The following is a 16,860-nucleotide window of genomic DNA, read 5'->3' on the forward strand; positions in this document are numbered from 1 at the left end:
GGAACGTTGGGTGCCGGCGACAGCACATGTGAGTAGAGGTGCCAGGATGGGTAGGTAACACAGCAGGGGTCGTCGGGCCCGGAACGGGGGGCTTGCGATGGGGCCGGGTCGAGCGTGACACGACCCCAGACGGACCTGTTCACCGGCGGCGGTGAGACCGGCCGGTTGATGGCGGAGCTGGACTGGACCGGCACCCCGCTCGGCCCGGTGACCGGCTGGCCGCAGAGCCTGCGCGCCGCGGTGCGGATGGTGCTCTCCTCCCGCTACCCCATGCTGCTCCTCTGGGGCGACCGCTTCTCCCAGCTCTACAACGACGCGTACTCGGCCCTGATCGGTGACAAGCACCCGGCCGCCCTCGGCGGTGACGTGCGGGTGACCCTGGCCGAGGGCTGGGACGTGCTCGCCCCGCTGATCCAGCAGGCCATGGCGACCGGCGTGGCCAGTTGGGTGCCCGCCCTGCAACTGCTGCTGGAACGGGCCGGCTACCGCGAGGAGGCGTACTTCAGCGTCTCGCACGCCCCCGCCCGCGACGACGAGGGTCGCACCGTCGGCGTGCTGACCGTGTGCAGCGAGGTCACCGAGCAGGTGGTCGGCGAACGGCGACTGCGACTGCTGCGCGACCTGTCCGTACGCGGCGACGGCCGCACCGTCGACGTCGACGCCACCTGCGGCCGACTGATCGACGCGATCGACGGCCACCCGCTGGACGTGCCGTTCGCCGCGATCTACCTGCGCGACGGCGCGGTGCTGCGCCGGGCCGCCTGCGCCGGCGGCGACCCGACGCACCCCGTTGCCGGTGCCCTACCGGACGCCGTCGAGCTGGTCGACCCGGCGCCGGCCGCCCACGCCTGGGGGCTGCCCGACGCCGCCGGGGGCCGCGCCGCCGAGGTGACCGGCGTCACCGACCTGCTGACCCTGCCGGCCGGCCCGTGGGACGACCCGGTTCGGAGCGCCCTGGCGCTCCCGCTGCCCTCGGCCGACGAAACGCAGCCGCTCGGCGTCCTCCTGGTCGGCGTCAGCCCCAGCCGACGACTGGACGAGGGCTACCGCTCCTTCTACGAGCTACTGGCCCAGCAGGTCTCGGTGGCGCTGCGCAACGCGCAGGCGTACGAGGATGAGCGGCGCCGAGCCGAGGCGCTGGCCGAGCTGGACCGGGTGAAGACCGACTTCTTCACCAACGTCAGCCACGAGTTCCGCACCCCGCTGACCCTGATGCTCGGCCCACTGTCCGACGCGCTCACCGACGCCACCGCGCCGCTGCCACCCGTGCAGCGAGAGCGGGTGGAGACGGCCTGGCGCAATGCCACCCGACTGTTGGCCCTGGTCAACAGCCTGCTCACCTTCTCCAGCCTGGAGACCGGGCGAGCGGGCAGCGATGTCCGTGTCGTCGATCTCGCCGCGCTCACCGCCGAGCTGACCGGCGTCTTCCGGGCCGCCGTCGAACGGGCCGGGCTGGTCCTGGAGGTCGACTGCCCGCCGCTGCCCCGGCCGGTCACGGTTGACCCGCTCAACTGGGAACGCATCGTCACGAACCTGCTGTCCAACGCGCTGAAGTACACGTTCCTCGGCCGGATCCGGGTCGGCCTGGAGGCCGACGGCGACGAGGTGCGGCTCACCGTCACCGACACCGGCATCGGCATCTCCGAGCAGGAGCTGCCGAAGCTCTTCGAGCGCTTCCACCGGGTGCAGGGCGCCCGCTCGCGCAGCCACGAGGGCACCGGCATCGGCCTGGCCCTGGTGCACGAGCTGGCCCGACTCGAGGGCGGTGAGGTGCGGGTGACCAGCCAGGTGGGCCGCGGCAGCACCTTCACCGTGGCCCTGCCCTGGTCGGCCGCGCTGCGCACGGCCGTGAACGGATCCCCGCCCGACGGGCGGGGTGAGGCGGCCCGAGCCGCCGTCCACGAGGCGATGACCTGGTTGACCGACCCGACCGGCGGGGTCGCGGAACCCGACCCGACGTCCGGGCCGACCGGGGACGAGCTGGCCGGTGCGCGGATCCTGGTCGCCGACGACAACAGCGACATGCGGGCGTACCTGAGCCGGTTGCTCACCGGCCAGGGCTGGCGGGTCCGGGCCGTCACCGACGGCCGTCAGGCGCTCGACGCGATCCACCACGAACCGCCGGACCTGGTCCTGACCGACGTGATGATGCCGGTGCTGGACGGCTTCGACCTGGTCCGCCGGCTGCGTGCGGACCCGGCGACCCGGGCGCTGCCGGTGCTGGTGCTCTCCGCTCGGGCCGGCGGGGAGGCCAGCGTGGCGGGCCTGAGCCTGGGCGCCGACGACTACCTGGTGAAGCCCTTCGCCGCGGCCGAGCTGATCGCCCGGATCCGGGCCGCCATCCGCGGTGCCCGCGCCCGTGGCACACCATCGGCGGCCCAGGGCGCCCCACAGGCCGTCGACGCGACCCCGACGGCTCGACCCGCCGCTGTCGTGTCGGCCCCGGCGACCCTCGGGCCGGCCGCGTCCACGCCAGCCCTGGTGGGCGTCGGCCTGGCCGATGACCCGGCCGACGCCTCCGCCAGGAGCGCCCTCACCGAACCGGTCGGGGTGCCGCCGGCCCGCTCCGACGAGGCGGGCGGCGGCACCGTGGACGTCGGGTGGACGTACCCCTCCGCGGCCACCTCGGCCGCGGCGATGCGCCGGGATGTCCGGACAGCCCTGACCGACCTGGACGTCGACCCGGAGGACCTGGAGGACCTGCTGGTCGCCGCGTCCGAGGCGGTGAACAACGCCGTCGAGCACGCGCAGCGGCCCAGCCGGCCGGAGGTGCGGGTCCGCGTCGAGGTTGGCGGCGGTCTGGTTCGGATCTCGGTGCGCGACTTCGGCACCTGGCGGGATCGCCGACCGGCGATGGACCGGGGACGCGGCGCCCTGCTGATGAACGCCTACGGCGACGTGCGGCTGGTGTCCACCGGCGAGGGGACCACGGTCACCATCGAGCGCCGGCTGGACGCGAGGGCCTGAGCGGCCGTCGAGCGAGCTGTCACAGCCGGCGGCCTTCGCCGTCCCGGGCGATGATGCCGTCCAGCCGGTCCCCCGGAGTCAGGTCGGCCGGGTCGAACCAGAAGATCACCACCTGCTTGTCGTCGCTCCACCGCGCCAGCCGGGCGGTGACCTGCCGGCCGTCCACGGTGCCGGTGATCCGCTGCGCCGGGCCGACGAAGTAGCCGAAGGCGGGTACCGGCGCGGCCGATCCCCCTTCGTCGTAGCCGATCTGGTGGAAGCCGGGACTGCGGTCGGCGCCATCCACGTCGTTGACCAGCACATCCGTGGTGAGCGTGCCGTCCGGGGCCCGACGGCCGGCGGCCAGCCCGATGGTCACCCGGGGCTCGCCGGGCACCGACACCCGAACCATGTAGTAGACCCGCTGGTCGACGCCGTGCCGAATCCCGCTGTCGATCACCTGGCCCAGCGGCGACGCCGTGCGCTCCGCCTCGGGCGGAAGCGTGGGCCGGGGAGTGCCGATCGTCGTCGGAGAGCCGCCGGCCGGCGGCGTGGGGGCGGTGGGGACCGGCGACGTGGAGACGGCGGCGACCGGTGGCGGACGCTCGACCGTCGACGGGCCGCCCGGTCCGACGGCGGCCACCACGACGACGGCGGCCAGTCCGGCCGTGAGCACCGCCGCGCCGGCTCCGGCAACGCGGCGACGGGTCCGCAGCCGCCGCCCGTCGCGGATGACGGCGTCGAGGTCGAGGGAAGCTCCGGGGCGCTCGGTCACCCGCATGGCGTGGCGGAGCCGGTCCAGCTCGCTCATCGGCACGCCTCCTGGTTGTCGGCCACCCGCGGCCCGTTGGCGCGCAGCTTCTCCAGAGCCCGTGAGCTGGTGCTCTTGACCGTGCCGACCGAGATGGCGAGTTCCCTGGCCACCTGCGCCTCCGGAAGGTCGAAGTAGTAGCGCAGCACGACGATGGCCCGCTCACGCGGGCTGAGCGCCCCGAGGATGGCCGTCAGCCAGCGCCGGGTGGCGACCTCGTCGGCCACGTCGTCGCGCCGCTGTTCCGGAATCTCCTCGCTCGGGTACTCCCGGATCGGGCGCCGCCACCCGTCCACCAGGTGGTTGACCAGGATCCGGCGGGCGTACCCGTAGGCGTCGTCGTCGCGGACGCGGGACCACGACGCGTAGGTGCGGACCAGGGCGGTCTGCGCGGCGTCCTCGGCCTGGTGGTGGTCGCCGGTCATCAGGAACGCGGCGTGCACCAGCCGCGCGGACGCAGCGCGCGCGAACTCGACGAACTCCGCGTCACCGCGCGCCACGCCGAACCCTCCCCCGTGCCACACCGTTACGGACGGGCGAGGGCCACGAAAGGTTGAGTCTCCGCGAGATCAACTTTTCGGCCGGGTCGTCCGTCTCCTCTCCCGGCGCCGCAGACCGCGGCGCGAGGGGAGAGACATGTCGACGAAGGCTACCCGCCTCAGGCACACGGCCTGCGCGGCGTCGCTGCTGGTGGCACTGCTCACCGGCTGTGGGCTACCGGCGTCCGGGCGGCCCGCTGCCGGCGCCGCCACGACCGATCCGGCCGGCCGTGGGCAGCCGGCGGCGGGACAGGCCGCCACCGGGCGCCCGTCGGGAGCCGCCGGGAGCGCCACTGTCACGGCAGCACCGACGCCGGCGGTTCCCGTCAGCTATCCCGCCACCGGCGGCGGCCGCTGGTCGGTGGCGGCCGCCGAGACGACGCCGGGGAGCGGCGACAGCGGTCGGCTGATGCGGTACCGGGTCGTCGTGGAGCGCGACATCCGTGGCCTGCCGGTGGCCGACGTCGCGGCGTCGGTCTCCGCGACGCTGAACGACCCACGTGGGTGGACGGCCGGCGGGGACCGGCGGCTGCGCCGGGTGGGCGCTGGCGGGCCGGTCGACTTCACCATCTACCTGGCGACACCCGGAACCCGCGACACCCTGTGTCAGGACGTCCCGGACGGCTACACGTCCTGCCGCAACGGCGACCGGGTGGTGCTCAACGTGGCCCGCTGGGTCGAGGCGGTGCCGGGGTACGGGGCCGGCCTGGCCGCATACCGGCAGTACATGGTGAACCACGAGGTCGGGCACCGGTTCGGACTGGGCCACGAGCGGTGCCCCGGTCGCGGCCGGCCGGCGCCGGTGATGCAGCAACAGACACTGGGCCTGCACGGATGCACGGCCAACGCCTGGCCGTACCCGGGCGGGGTTCGCTACCGCGGGCCGATCGGGGCGTACGACGACGCGATCCCGCCACGCGAGGGCGCCCGGCCCGCCCGCTGAGCCCCGACCGCCTCAGGACCGGCGGTTGCGCTCCTGTTCGAGGCGCTCGTCGAGCCGGCCCAACTCGTAGATGGCGTTCAGGTTGGTCGGCAGCCGGCTGATGTTGTCCGGCACGGGACCCGGATCCGGCGTGGGAGTCGGTGTGGGAGCAGGCGCGGGAGCCTGCGCTGCGGCGCCGGCGACGGCCGGGGCAACGGCGGTGCGGCGGCGCAGCAGGAGGACCAGCGCCAGCACCGCCAGGGCACCCGCGACCAGGAAGTAGTACGCCGGCCCCAGCGGCCCACCCCGGGCCGGGGCGGCAAGCGTCTGCGGATCGGTCGGGGCGCCACCCTCGCCGTTCGGCAGCGGCACCGCGGCGTCACGGTCGCCCCGAGCGCCGGAGGTGCGGTCGGGCGCACCGGGGGCGCCGGGCACCGCGGGCGCCACCGGTGGTCGGGGCTCGGCCGACGACCCGGCGGGCGTGGACGTCGGGGCGGGCACCGCCGGGACCGACGGGTCGGCGGCCGGCGGCGGGCTGGAGGTGGGCGCGGGGGTCGGTGACGAGCTCGGGGTGCCGCCACCGCCGAGCAGGTCGTCGACGATCTTCCCGACGCCTCCGAGGAGGCCACCGACCGGGCCTGGGGTGGCGGTGGGCGACGGCCCGGGCGTGGGCGTTGACGACAGGGCGAGGGTCAGCATGAGCGCGGCGACGGCAGGCATGGGTTCACCTCGGATGGTCGATGTGCCAGGCACGGTACCGCAGCACGGTCACGCGCGGGTGACGCACCGTCGACCGAGCGGAGGACGCGCGTCGCGCGCCCTCCGCCCCGCTGTCCTAACTGGTCAGACGGGCAGGCCCCCGACCTGGGTGTTCATCCAGGACCGGATGGACGGCAGGTCCACGTAGATGGACGGGCCGGTCGCGCAGGTGGAGTTGTTGTTACCGGCGCGGCTCGTCGCGCCGATGAGGTTCCACACGCCGTTGACCCGACGCACCTGGGGGCCACCCGAGTCGCCGTAGCAGGCTCCGGAGGTGCCGTTGGTGTTGTTGGTGCAGATCTCGTACGGGCCGTTGATGCCGGAGCACCGGCTGTCGGCCACGATGGACGTGTCCAGTTCGTTGGCCACCGCCGGAGCCGACCCGCAGCCCGGACGCGCACACGTCTGGCCCCAGCCGATGATCCGGGTGGCGGTGCCGACCGCGCCCGACGTGGCCGGGATCGGCGCCGGTGCGTAGCTGACCGAGCTGGCCAGTTGGAGCAGCTTCACATCGACGCTCGGGTGGTTGACCGCGCGGGTCACCCGGACGACGGTCCCCCCGGTGGTGCGGTTGACGCTGCCCACGCGGACCGAGGACGGCGTCGAGCAGTGCTTGGCGGTCACCGCCCAGTTGGCCTTGATCAGCGTGCCGGTGCAGCCGGAGACGTACACCATGAAGGGGTAGTTCTCCGAGGCCGGCCGCCCGCCGACCACCGTCGGGCCGATGTCCCCGGCGCCGTCCCAGGTGTACGTCTCACCGGTGACCGGCGCGGCCAGGGTGCCGGCGAACAGCGAGTTGACCCGGGTCGCCTCGGCCGAGCTGGGGTACGCGTTGCGGCAGGAGACCGGGGCGCTGCTGCCGGACATCAGGTCGGAGCAGAGTCCGGTACGCCGGTCCGGCAGGCCCAGGATGTGGCCGAACTCGTGGGCGGCGATGCGGTTGCGGTCGTAGCCCTGGTTGACGGCCGTGCGGCCCATCCAGATCCGTCCGGAGCCGAGGCCGGTCGGCTGCGCCCGGGGCCAGCCGTCGTCGACGTAGATGGTGATGCTGGCCGGGGTGCCGGGTTGCAGCCGGACGGTGCTGACGCGGCTGTTCCAGATCTGCGCCGCCTGGTCGAAGTTGGTGCGGAACTCGCCGGTCCGGCTCGCGTCGTAGTAGACGGTCCGTACGGCGGCGGCCGGTGCGCCGGTGGTGAGCTGCACCCCGGCCGCCGCCAGGGTCGCCACCAGCACGGCCAGCGCCGTATGTAGCAGTTGTCGTCGGAACATCACGCACTCCCCTGCGGTCGTCCGGCGACCAACGGTCACCGGATCATCGATGTGTGTCGATATTAAAGTGACAGTGGTCGATCGGTGGCATAACGGAAGCGTCATACCGGCACCGCGGAGCGCCGCAACGGCGACGGGCCCGTCGCGCAGCACGACGTGTCGCCGTGCCCCGGCGTCAGGCGTCGGCCGTGCTGCTGGCGGCGACAAGCACCTCACCCGCGGTCGTGCGGGCGTAGAGCACGAAGCGTCCCACCCGGTGGGTGCCCACCAGACCGGCGTCACGCAGGGCGCCCAGGTGCTGTGACACCGTGCCCGAGGTGAGCCCGCAGCGGTCCGCCAGCTCCAGGGTCGAGGTCGGCACCGCCAGCTCGTGAAGCAGCGCGGCGCGCGTCCGACCCACCACCCGCGCAAGTCCGCGCCCGCGCGGCGCGGGGTCCCGCTCCCACAGGGTCGCCACCGCCCGAGCGGGATAGCGCAGCACCGGCTGGCCCGGAGAGCCGAAGTTGGACCACACCCGTGGACCGCCGAAGACCGACGGGACGAGCAGCAGGCCCCGCCCGTCGAGACGGACCGCGCCAGCCAGCACGATGTGATCCACCCGCAGGGTGTCGGCCTCCAGCCGGACGTACGGGTCGAGGTGGTTGAGCAGGCCGTGCACCCCGTCACTGGCGATCCGCTGCGCACCGAGCAGCACCTCGCGCTCCAGCAGCGTGCGCATCCGGGGCCAGTAGGGTACGAGCACAGCGTCGGCGTACGCCCGGATGACCTCGGCCAGTCGGGTCAGCTCGACGACCGGATCCGCGTAGAGCGCGGTCAGCCGCGACGAACGGGCACCGGGCAGCGCGTCGAGGCTTGCCCGCACCGCCTCGGGCGCGGTGGCGACGAGGGTTGTCAGCTCGACGTCGAGGTCGGGCTGCGAGGTGGCCGGGGGCGGGCAGACGAACGGTGGGATGACCAGGGTCGGCACCTGCACCAGGTCGGCGAGGAGCCGCCAGTCCAGCCTCGCCAGGCCGGGCCGGACCCGTCCGAACCAGGCCAGGTGCTCCGGGAACCGGTGCGGCTGCCGGATGACACGCACGCTCGCGATCACCTCCCACAGTGGAGAGACCGCGAACCGGGTCAGCGCCAGATCGCGCGCTTCCAGCCCGACCAACATCATGGGCGACCCCCACAGATTCGGCGAGAATCAAATCTATCGGTCCCGGGTGGTACGGCCGGCACCGTGGGCGGCATGACCTCCGCTCCGACCACGACCGCTCCCGTGGACGCGAAAGGCCGCTGGCCCCGCTCCTTCCAGCTGCTCTACGCCGCCGCGCTTGTCGACGGCATCGGCTTCCACGTCAGTCAGCTCGCCGTGCCGGTGCTCGCCGTGTCCCTCCTGGCGGCCACCCCCGGCCAGGTGGGGCTGCTGAGCGCGCTGAGCACCGCCGCCTTCCTGTTGATCGGCCTACCGGCCGGGGTCTGGGTCGATCGGTTGCCCCACCGTGCGGTGCTGGTCACCGCGGACCTGAGCCGGGCGGCGCTGGTCGCGTCCGTGCCGGTGGCGTGGTGGGCCGGTTGGCTGACGATTCCGCAGCTCTACCTCGTGGTCCTGCTGATCGGGGTCGGCACCGTCTTCGCCGACGTGGCCGCGCAGAGCTACCTGCCGGAACTGGTTGGCCGGAGTCGCCTGGTGGCGGCGAACTCCCTGATGATGAGCACGAACGCGACGATGCAGATCGCCGGGCGAGGGCTCGGTGGGCTGGTCGTGGAGGCACTCACCGCACCGGTCGCGGTCGTGGTGGACGCGGTCACCTTCGCGGTCTCCGGGGCGATCCTGGCGCGGATCCGTACCGGCGGGTCCCGCCGGCTTCCGCCTCGGGCGACGGGCGGCTTCGCCCGACAGCTCGGCGCCGGCGTCCGGCACGTCTTCGCCAGCCCGCTGCTCCGCCCCCTCGCCCTCTCGACCGCGAGCATCAACCTGACCATGCAGCTCACCACGACCATGCTGCCGGTGGTCTTCCTGCGCGAGCTGGGGCTGGGTGCAGCCGCTCTCGGCCTCTTCCTAGGCGCGGGTGGGATCGGCGCCCTCCTCGGCGCGCTGACCGCGCGCCCGCTCGCCGAGCGGATCGGTCACGGCCGCGCGCTCTGGTTGCCCGGCCTGCTCGTCGCCCCGCTCGGCGGACTGGTCGCGCTGATCGACGACGGACCGCTGGTCTGGCTCGCCGCGTTCGGGTGGCTGGCGTTGGCCTGGCGGACCGGGATCGGCAACGTCGTCGGGGTGAGCCTGCGCCAGGGCACCACTCCGGACGCTCTGCTCGGGCGGATGAATGCCACCTTCCGGTTCCTTCTCACCGGGGCGCTCACCGTCGGCGCGGTGGCCGCCGGTCTGCTCGGCCAGTACGTGGACGTCCGCACCACGCTGGTGGTCGGCGCAGTCGCCAACGGACTGACCTGGCTTCCGGTGTTCTGCTCACCTCTGCGGGCGCTGCACCGCCCACCCCCGACCCACTGATTCGCGCCGTCCTGTCTCAGCTGATACATGTCCGTTACGTCCCGGCGAAGCGGCCGTTGCCCTGCGGGACGACGGTCGCCAGCAGAGGGACACCGGCACCGCCGCCGCGACGTGGCCCCGAAACACCGGACGGAGGCACCACGATGAGAATCAGGAGCGCACTCACCGCGCTGGCGGTCGTACTCGCCGGGCTGGTCGCCGGCGCGGGCAACGGCGCCGCGGCGAGCACCACCACCACGGCGTCGACCTTGTCGCCGTACTGCGGGATCACCTGGGGCAGCGCCGACCGGACGGCCGGCGCGCTGAGCAGCGCCCCGCTCGTCGACGTACGCACCGGCCGACACGACTGCTACGACCGGGTGGTGTTCGAGTTCGCCGGCCCGGTCGACGGCTACTCGGTCGGGTACGGCGAGACGTGGACCGAGGGGGAAGGGCTGGCGCTGTCGCCGTACACGGCCGGAGGCGCCCTGCTGCGGGTCTCGCTGCGGGCCCCGGCGTACGACGACGCCCACCTGGCCACCGTGCCGTACCGGGTCGGTGAGCACGCCGCGAACCTGCTGCGTTACCCGACGCTGCGCGACGTCGTCTTCGGCGGCAGCTTCGAGGGCTACACCACCTTCGCCGTCGGCGTACGCGCGCGGCTGCCGTTCCGCACGTTCGTGCTGGCCGGCCCCGGTGGCCACAGCCGGATCGTCCTCGACGTGGCGCACCAGTGGCAGCAGTGACCGGCACGGTGTCGGGGGCCCGCCCGGGTCCCCGACACCGACCGTTCCGCCAGGGCTGCGCACCGTCGCGGCGGGTCTACCCTCAGGTCATGGAGGGCCGCGTGCTGGTGGTCGAGGACGATGCCTCCATCCGGGAGGTCACCGCCCTCGGTCTGCGCCGCGCCGGCTTCCGGGTCGACACCGCCGTCGACGGGCGGCAGGCCCTGGCGGCGTGGCGCGCCCAGCCGGTCGACCTGATCGTCCTCGACGTCATGCTGCCCGGCCTGGACGGCCTGGAGGTCTGCCGGGAGATCCGGCGCACCAGCCAGGTGCCGATCCTGATGGTGACCGCGCGCACCGACACGCTCGACGTGGTGGTCGGGTTGGAGTGCGGCGCGGACGACTACCTGCGCAAGCCGTTCGACCTGCCCGAGCTGGTGGCCCGGGTCCGCTCGGTGCTGCGACGGGCGAGCGCGCCGGTCACCTCGGGCACCATCGAGGTCGGCAGCCTGGAGATCGACCCGGGCAGCTTCGTGGTACGCCGCGACGGCCGCGAGGTGCCGCTGACCGCCACCGAGTTCCGCCTGCTGCTGGAGCTGGCCCGCCGGCCCGGTCAGGTCTTCACCCGGGAACTGCTGCTGGACCTGGTCTGGAACCACAGCTTCCTGGGCGACTCGCGGCTCGTCGACGTGGCGGTGCAACGGCTGCGCGCCAAGGTCGAGGACGACCCGGCACACCCTCGGCTGGTCCGCACGGTGCGCGGCGCCGGCTACAAGCTGTCCACGGGCTGACGGAGGTCGGCCATGGCCGGACGCGCGGTGTCCCCGGGCCGCCTGCGGCGCCGGCTGACGATCGCGTTCGTGCTGGTCGCCGGGGTCTCCGCCGGGCTGCTCGCCGGTGGTGCAGGTCTGCTGCTGCGGCAGTCCCGGATGGACGCGTCGCTGCACCAGGCCGCCGCCGACGCCCGCTACCAACTCGTCCTCGCCGGACAGTTCCTGCCGTTGACCGACCAGCGCAGCACCGACCTGCTGACCAGTTTCGAGGGCAGCGGCCGGCACGTGGTGCTCGTCGACGGCACGACCCGGGCCTCGCACCCGGCGTACGCCCCGACGCTGGGCTCCCGCCTGCGCGCCACCGTCGCGGACGGACGGCTCGGCTACCAACGGTCCGCGCCGGCGGAGCGGCCCCGGCTGCTGGTGGTCGGCGGCCGCATCCCCGGCTCGTCCGCCGAGCTGTACGTGATCACGGTGGAGGACGACATCGCCGCCGACCTGGGTCAGCTGCGCAGCGCGCTGGTGGCCGGCTGGGTGCTCGTGGTGCTGCTCGCCGCCGGGGTGGGGCACCTGCTGGCCCGCCGCACGTTGGAGCCGGTGGGCCGGGCCAGCCGGGCCGCCCGGGCGCTCACCGAGGGCCTGCTCGCCACCCGCCTGCCGGTGCGGGGGCGGGGGCGGGGGCGGGACGAGTTCAGCGTGTGGGCGGCGTCGTTCAACGAGATGGCCGAGGCGCTGGAGTCGAAGATCGCCGCGCTGTCGGCGGCGCAGGCCCGGGAGCGGCGCTTCACCGCCGACGTCGCGCACGAGCTGCGTACCCCGGTGACCGCGTTGGTGGCAGCGGCCTCGCTGCTGCGCGAGCACCTCGACCGGTTGCCCGACGACGCCCGGCCGGCCGCGCGGCTGCTGGTCGGCGACGTGGTCCGGCTGCGCCGCCTCGTCGAGGACCTGATGGAGATCTCCCGACTGGACGCCGGGCGGGACCGGCCCGACGTCGAGCCGGTCGACGCGCCGGCGCTGCTGCGCGCGATCGTCGCGGCCCGCGGCTGGTCGGAACGGGTGCTGGTCAGCGGTGACCCGGTGGCGTTGCGCACCGACCCACGCCGGCTGGAGCGGGTGCTGGCCAACCTGGTCGCCAACGCGGTCGAGCACGGCGGCGGCGAGATCCGGGCCACCGTGTCCGGGGCGGGACCACTGGTCGTCTTCGAGGTCACCGACCAGGGGCCGGGCATCCCGGCCGAGCACCTGCCGCGCCTGTTCGACCGGTTCCACAAGGTCGACCCGTCGCGTTCCGCGCCGGGCAGCGGGCTGGGGCTGGCCATCGCCCGGGAACACGCCGCCCTGCTCGGCGGGGTCCTGAGCGTACGCAGCGAGCCGGGGGCCGGCTCGCGGTTCCGGCTGGAGCTGCCCGCCGGTGGGCCTCAGCTCGGCGACGCCGCCCGCACGGACGAGCAGGCCGCCGGGCAGGTCGGGGACGGACACGCCGCCGGCACGGTGGCGGGCGGTGCGGGATGAGCCGCCGCGGGGTGCTGACCGCACCGGTGCTCATCACCGCGCTGCTCGTCGGCGGGTGCGGCACCCCCCGCTCCGGTGATCTCGGTCCCGCACCCACCGCGGCGCCGACGAGCACCGCACCCACCGGCTCGCCGGACCCCACGCCCACCCCGCCGGTGAAACCGCCACGGTCACCCACCGGCAGCCCGGCCCGCCCGTCGGTACCGGTCAGCACCGGGACGCGCCAGCCGGCCACCGTGACCATCGAGCTGTGGTACATCCGGTCCGGGCGGCTCGCACCGACCCGGCGGACCCGGCCGGCCACCGTGGCGACGTCCCGACTGGCGCTGACCGAGCTGGCCGCCGGCCCCACCCCGGCGGAGTCCGCGACCGGGCTGGTCACCCTGCTCCCGACCGGCGTCGAGGTCACCCGGATCACCGACGGCGTGGCGACGCTGCCGCCCGTCCCGTCCCCCGACGACCCGGCGGAGCACCGGCGGTTGCGCGAGGCGCAGGTGGTGTGGACGCTCACCCAGTTCCCCACCGTGCGGCAGGTCCGCTTCGGCGACGGTCCCCCGGTCGGCCGGGGCGCCTACGACGACCTGCTGCCACCGATCGTGGTCACCGGCCCGGGCGTCGGCGAACGGGTCGACGCCCCGCTCACCGTCACCGGCACCGCCGACGTGTTCGAGGCCACCGTCAGCGTGCGGGTCCTGGACGCCGCCGGCCGGGAGGTGGCCACCGCCTTCGGCACCGCCAGCTGCGGCAGCGGCTGCCGGGGCACCTACCGCGTGGTGGTCGGCTGGCGCACGGCCCGGGAGCAGCGCGGCACCATCGAGGTGTACGAGGTGTCCGCGCGCGACGGCTCCCGGATCAACACGGTGACCGTGCCGGTGACCCTGGCGCCCGCCGGAGGCTGAGCGGCGAGTTCACCTGCCGGACATGGGAGAGAAACGTAATCGTTTCGTCCACCGGGTGCGACGCAACTCATAAAAGCCTGCACGATCTCCCCCTCGCGAACTATGGTCAGTACGACATCGTTTCGCGGGGGGTCGAGATGCTGGGCGGTCAGCAGGTGGGGTCGGGTGCCGGGGTTCCGGCCGCCCGGGGTGCTCGCTGCACCGATCCGGACCTGTTCGCCGTGGTCATCGACCTGCTGCGCGAGGTCGGCTACGACCGGCTGACCATCGACGCGGTCGCCGCCCGGGCCCATGTCAGCAAGGCCACCATCTACCGGCGCTGGGACGGCAAGGTCGAGCTGGTCGCCGCCGCCCTGCGGGAACGACACGTCGGCGTGTTCAACCCGCCGGACACCGGCTCGCTGCGCGGCGACCTGATCGAGCTGCTGCGCGGCACCGCCGCCATCTGCGTCGCCGACTGTGACCTGATGCAGGCGTTGACGTTCGCCATGCGGGCCAGCCCCGAGCTGGAACGCCTGGTCCGTCACCAGTTGCTGCCCGCCGGTCGGGTGGCGAGCACCGCCATCCTCGTCCGCGCCGCCGCCCGGGGGGAGATCCCGCCCGAGGCCGGCGAACGGGAGCTGTTCCACGACCTGGCACCCGCACTGACCCTGTCCCGCGTGCTCGCGCACGGCCTACCGGCCGACGACGCGTTCCTCACCCAGGTCGTCGACGAGGTGCTGATCCCGGTCCTCCGCTACTGCCCCGACGGCCCCTCCCAGCTCTGACCCACCGACGTACCACGTACGCACACGGAAGGCTTCACCATGCCCGGAACCACCTCGACCGCTCCCGGCGCGCCCGGCGCGGGGACGTCGACAGCAGCGCCGCACCCGCAGCGCTGGATCGCCCTGGCGGTCATCGCGGTCTCGCAGCTGATGGTGGTCCTGGACGCCACCATCGTGAACATCGCCCTGCCGCAGGCCCAGGCGGACCTGGGGATCAGCGACGCGAACCGGCAGTGGGTGATCACCGCCTACACGCTGGCGTTCGGTGGCCTGCTGCTGCTCGGTGGCCGGATCGCCGACTACTGGGGACGTAAGCGGACCTTCATCGTCGGCATGACCGGTTTCGCGCTCGCGTCCGCGATCGGCGGCCTGGCCACCAACGGCGAGATGCTCTTCGCCGCCCGCGCCCTGCAGGGCGCCTTCGGCGCGCTGCTCGCCCCGGCCGCGCTGGCCCTGCTCACCGTCCTGTTCACCGAGGCCACCGAGCGGGCCAAGGCGTTCGCCGTGTACGGCGCGATCGCCGGCGGCGGCTCCGCCGTCGGCCTGCTGCTCGGCGGTGTGCTCACCGAGTACGCCGACTGGCGCTGGTGCCTGCTGGTCAACATCCCGGTCGCCGCGATCGCCATCGCCTTCGCGCTCCCGCTGGTGCCGGAGAGCCGGGCCCACGGCAACACCCGCTACGACGTGCCCGGCGCGGTGGTCGTCACCGCCGGTCTGGTCTCCCTGGTGTACGGCTTCACGAAGGCCGCCGAGGACGGCTGGGACGCCACCGCGACGCTCGGTTTCATCGCCGCCGGCGTGGTGCTGCTCGCCGCCTTCGTGGTGATCGAGCTGCGCTCCAACCACCCGCTGCTGCCGCTGCGGATCATCCTGGACCGCAACCGCGGGGGCGCGTACCTCGCCTCGACGCTGATCGGCGCGGGCCTGTTCGGCGCGTTCCTCTTCCTGACGTTCTACTTCCAGGTGGTGCTGCAGTACAAGCCCCTGGAGGCCGGGCTCGCCTCGCTGCCGGTCACCGCCGGCGTGCTGATCGCCGCGGGTGGCGCCAGTCAGTTGATGCCCCGGGTGGGCGCCAAGCCGCTGATGGTCGGCGGCTCCGTGCTCGCCGCCGTGGCGATGCTGGTGCTGACCCAGATCGACGTGGACACGTCGTTCCTCACCCTCCTGCTGCCCGCCCAGGTCATCCTCGGCATGGGTCTCGGCTTCACGTTCGTGCCGCTGTCCAGCCTGGCTCTGGTCGGGGTGCCGGAGCACGACGCGGGTGCGGCCAGCGCGACGCTCAACGCCACCCAGCAGATCGGTGGCTCGCTGGGCACCGCGCTGCTGAACACGATGTACACCAGCGCGGTCGCCGCGTACCTGGTCGGTCGGGCACCGAACCCGGTCAACCAGATCGAAGCTCTGGTGCACGGTTACCGCGTGGCCTTCGCCTGGGGTGCGGCCCTGATCGTGCTCGCCGGACTGGCCACCCTGATCCTGATCAAGGTGCGCAAGGAGGACATCCCGAGCGGCAACGCCGTACACATGGGCTGAACTGACCGGGCCGCCGCCGGCCGACTCGCTCCCGACCGGGAGCGGACCGGCCGGCGGCCGCGTCCGGTAGCGTCCCCACCATCGCCGAGAATCCGTTGAGGAGACACATGTCCACGGCTGCCGATCAGATCATCACCGTTCTGCGCGCGGGCCACGAGGAGCTCGCCGCCCTCGTCCGGGACCTCAAGGAGGACGACCTTCTTCTGCCGTCCGGCGCCAGCGAGTGGCAGGTGTCCCAGGTGCTCAGCCACCTGGGCAGCGGCGCGGAGATCAATCTCGCGTCCCTGACCGCCGCCCGGACCGGCGGACCCGCCCCGGACGGTGACTTCAACCGCGGTGTCTGGCAGCGCTGGGACGCCATGTCCCCGGCCGAGCACGGCGCCGGGTTCCTCGCCGCCAACGAGCGCCTCGTCGCGGCGTACGAGGCGCTGGACGCCGAGACCCGTGCGTCGCTGCGGATCGACCTCGGTTTCCTGCCGGAGCCGGTCGACGTCGCCACGGCGGGCCGGTTCCGGCTCAGCGAGTTCGCCCTGCACCAGTGGGACGTCGAGGTGGCGTTCAACCCGTTCGCGGCGGTGACGCCGCAGGCGGTGCCGCTGCTGCTCGACCATGTCGGCGGCATGCTGGGCTGGACCGGCCGGCCGCAGGAGCTCGCCGGCCGGGAGGCCACGCTGCTGCTCCGCCTGCGGGAGCCCGAACGGACGTACGGGCTGCGGCTGGGCGAGCGGATCGAGCTGACCGACGTGCCGGAGCAGCCCGACGGTGAGCTGACCGCCCCGGCCGAGGCGTGGCTGCGGCTCGCGGTCGGCCGGCTCGGGCCCGCGCACACCCCCGAGGGGGTGCGGGTGACCGGCCCGGTGAGCCTGGACGATCTGCGCCGGGTCTTCGCCGGCTTCTGAGCTGGTGCCGAGGGGGGGGGGTAGCCCGCACCC

15 protein-coding genes and 1 pseudogene are annotated in these 16,860 nt (G+C 73.9%); 10 read left to right on the forward strand and 6 right to left on the reverse strand.

The genetic code is table 11. The annotated features are described in order from the left end of the window. Positions 1-114 precede the first annotated feature (114 nt). Positions 115-2,967, forward strand: coding sequence for an ATP-binding protein (locus ACTWLT_RS27930; protein WP_445320917.1), 2,853 nt, complete (start codon positions 115-117; stop codon positions 2,965-2,967). 19 nt (positions 2,968-2,986) lie between these two features. Here ACTWLT_RS27930 and ACTWLT_RS27935 read toward each other — a convergent pair whose 3' ends face one another. Further along, on the reverse strand, positions 2,987-3,757 hold the full coding sequence (locus ACTWLT_RS27935; protein WP_445320918.1) for a hypothetical protein: 771 nt from the start codon (positions 3,755-3,757) through the stop codon (positions 2,987-2,989). Next, on the reverse strand, positions 3,754-4,257 hold the full coding sequence (locus ACTWLT_RS27940) for a SigE family RNA polymerase sigma factor (protein ID WP_445320919.1): 504 nt from the start codon (positions 4,255-4,257) through the stop codon (positions 3,754-3,756). The genes ACTWLT_RS27935 and ACTWLT_RS27940 overlap by 4 nt, the downstream gene beginning before the upstream one ends. Before the next feature lie 136 nt (positions 4,258-4,393). Between ACTWLT_RS27940 and ACTWLT_RS27945 the strand changes: the two genes are divergently transcribed. Further along, positions 4,394-5,239 (forward strand): DUF3152 domain-containing protein, encoded by an 846-nt coding sequence (locus ACTWLT_RS27945; protein WP_445320920.1) that lies wholly within the window; start codon positions 4,394-4,396, stop codon positions 5,237-5,239. A gap of 12 nt (positions 5,240-5,251) precedes the next feature. Here ACTWLT_RS27945 and ACTWLT_RS27950 read toward each other — a convergent pair whose 3' ends face one another. The 4 genes and pseudogenes from ACTWLT_RS27950 to ACTWLT_RS27965 all read right to left on the reverse strand — a co-directional run bounded on the left by ACTWLT_RS27950 (position 5,252) and on the right by ACTWLT_RS27965 (position 8,405). Further along, the gene (locus ACTWLT_RS27950; RefSeq protein WP_445320921.1) at positions 5,252-5,938 is read right to left on the reverse strand and encodes a hypothetical protein; all 687 of its coding nucleotides are present in this window, start codon (positions 5,936-5,938) and stop codon (positions 5,252-5,254) included. Positions 5,939-6,061: 123 nt separating this feature from the next. After that, positions 6,062-6,754: a S1 family peptidase gene (locus ACTWLT_RS27955; RefSeq protein WP_445320933.1), complete on the reverse strand. Its 693-nt coding sequence runs from the start codon at positions 6,752-6,754 to the stop codon at positions 6,062-6,064. A gap of 18 nt (positions 6,755-6,772) precedes the next feature. After that, positions 6,773-7,351 (reverse strand): annotated as a pseudogene (locus ACTWLT_RS27960) (snapalysin family zinc-dependent metalloprotease); the annotation flags it as partial. A gap of 70 nt (positions 7,352-7,421) precedes the next feature. Beyond that, the gene (locus tag ACTWLT_RS27965; protein ID WP_445320922.1) at positions 7,422-8,405 is read right to left on the reverse strand and encodes an ArsR/SmtB family transcription factor; all 984 of its coding nucleotides are present in this window, start codon (positions 8,403-8,405) and stop codon (positions 7,422-7,424) included. Positions 8,406-8,477: 72 nt separating this feature from the next. Here ACTWLT_RS27965 and ACTWLT_RS27970 point away from each other — a divergent pair, with 72 nt between their 5' ends. From ACTWLT_RS27970 to ACTWLT_RS28005, 8 genes are all read left to right on the forward strand, one after another. Continuing rightward, on the forward strand, positions 8,478-9,740 hold the full coding sequence (locus tag ACTWLT_RS27970) for an MFS transporter (protein WP_445320923.1): 1,263 nt from the start codon (positions 8,478-8,480) through the stop codon (positions 9,738-9,740). Between the two features lie 143 nt (positions 9,741-9,883). Next, the gene (locus ACTWLT_RS27975; RefSeq protein ID WP_445320924.1) at positions 9,884-10,465 is read left to right on the forward strand and encodes an AMIN-like domain-containing (lipo)protein; all 582 of its coding nucleotides are present in this window, start codon (positions 9,884-9,886) and stop codon (positions 10,463-10,465) included. An 89-nt stretch (positions 10,466-10,554) separates the two neighbouring features. Further along, a complete protein-coding gene (locus ACTWLT_RS27980) occupies positions 10,555-11,235 on the forward strand; it encodes a response regulator (RefSeq protein ID WP_445320925.1) in 681 nt (226 codons plus the stop codon). Between the two features lie 12 nt (positions 11,236-11,247). Further along, positions 11,248-12,729, forward strand: a complete 1,482-nt coding sequence (locus ACTWLT_RS27985; protein WP_445320926.1) for a sensor histidine kinase — start codon at positions 11,248-11,250, stop codon at positions 12,727-12,729. Further along, complete coding sequence (locus ACTWLT_RS27990; protein ID WP_445320927.1) at positions 12,726-13,628, forward strand: Gmad2 immunoglobulin-like domain-containing protein; 903 nt, start codon at positions 12,726-12,728, stop codon at positions 13,626-13,628. The genes ACTWLT_RS27985 and ACTWLT_RS27990 overlap by 4 nt, the downstream gene beginning before the upstream one ends. A 137-nt stretch (positions 13,629-13,765) precedes the next feature. After that, complete coding sequence (locus ACTWLT_RS27995; protein ID WP_445320928.1) at positions 13,766-14,395, forward strand: TetR/AcrR family transcriptional regulator; 630 nt, start codon at positions 13,766-13,768, stop codon at positions 14,393-14,395. Positions 14,396-14,434: 39 nt separating this feature from the next. After that, positions 14,435-15,928: an MFS transporter gene (locus ACTWLT_RS28000; protein WP_445320929.1), complete on the forward strand. Its 1,494-nt coding sequence runs from the start codon at positions 14,435-14,437 to the stop codon at positions 15,926-15,928. Positions 15,929-16,035: 107 nt separating this feature from the next. Further along, positions 16,036-16,827, forward strand: coding sequence for a maleylpyruvate isomerase family mycothiol-dependent enzyme (locus ACTWLT_RS28005; RefSeq protein ID WP_445320930.1), 792 nt, complete (start codon positions 16,036-16,038; stop codon positions 16,825-16,827). The last annotated feature ends 33 nt before the right edge of the window (positions 16,828-16,860 follow it).

The sequence above is a fragment of the Micromonospora yongxingensis genome, assembly GCF_052601155.1.

Bases quoted from the DNA above. Each gene is read 5' to 3' on its own strand.
- ACTWLT_RS27935 (WP_445320918.1), bottom strand. From the start codon at position 3,757: ATGAGCGAGCTGGACCGGCTCCGCCACGCCATGCGGGTGACCGAGCGC.
- ACTWLT_RS27945 (WP_445320920.1), top strand. From the start codon at position 4,394: ATGTCGACGAAGGCTACCCGCCTCAGGCACACGGCCTGCGCGGCGTCG.
- ACTWLT_RS27950 (WP_445320921.1), bottom strand. From the start codon at position 5,938: ATGCCTGCCGTCGCCGCGCTCATGCTGACCCTCGCCCTGTCGTCAACG.
- ACTWLT_RS27965 (WP_445320922.1), bottom strand. From the start codon at position 8,405: ATGATGTTGGTCGGGCTGGAAGCGCGCGATCTGGCGCTGACCCGGTTC.
- ACTWLT_RS27970 (WP_445320923.1), top strand. From the start codon at position 8,478: ATGACCTCCGCTCCGACCACGACCGCTCCCGTGGACGCGAAAGGCCGC.
- ACTWLT_RS27975 (WP_445320924.1), top strand. From the start codon at position 9,884: ATGAGAATCAGGAGCGCACTCACCGCGCTGGCGGTCGTACTCGCCGGG.
- ACTWLT_RS27980 (WP_445320925.1), top strand. From the start codon at position 10,555: ATGGAGGGCCGCGTGCTGGTGGTCGAGGACGATGCCTCCATCCGGGAG.
- ACTWLT_RS27985 (WP_445320926.1), top strand. From the start codon at position 11,248: ATGGCCGGACGCGCGGTGTCCCCGGGCCGCCTGCGGCGCCGGCTGACG.
- ACTWLT_RS27990 (WP_445320927.1), top strand. From the start codon at position 12,726: ATGAGCCGCCGCGGGGTGCTGACCGCACCGGTGCTCATCACCGCGCTG.
- ACTWLT_RS27995 (WP_445320928.1), top strand. From the start codon at position 13,766: ATGCTGGGCGGTCAGCAGGTGGGGTCGGGTGCCGGGGTTCCGGCCGCC.
- ACTWLT_RS28000 (WP_445320929.1), top strand. From the start codon at position 14,435: ATGCCCGGAACCACCTCGACCGCTCCCGGCGCGCCCGGCGCGGGGACG.
- ACTWLT_RS28005 (WP_445320930.1), top strand. From the start codon at position 16,036: ATGTCCACGGCTGCCGATCAGATCATCACCGTTCTGCGCGCGGGCCAC.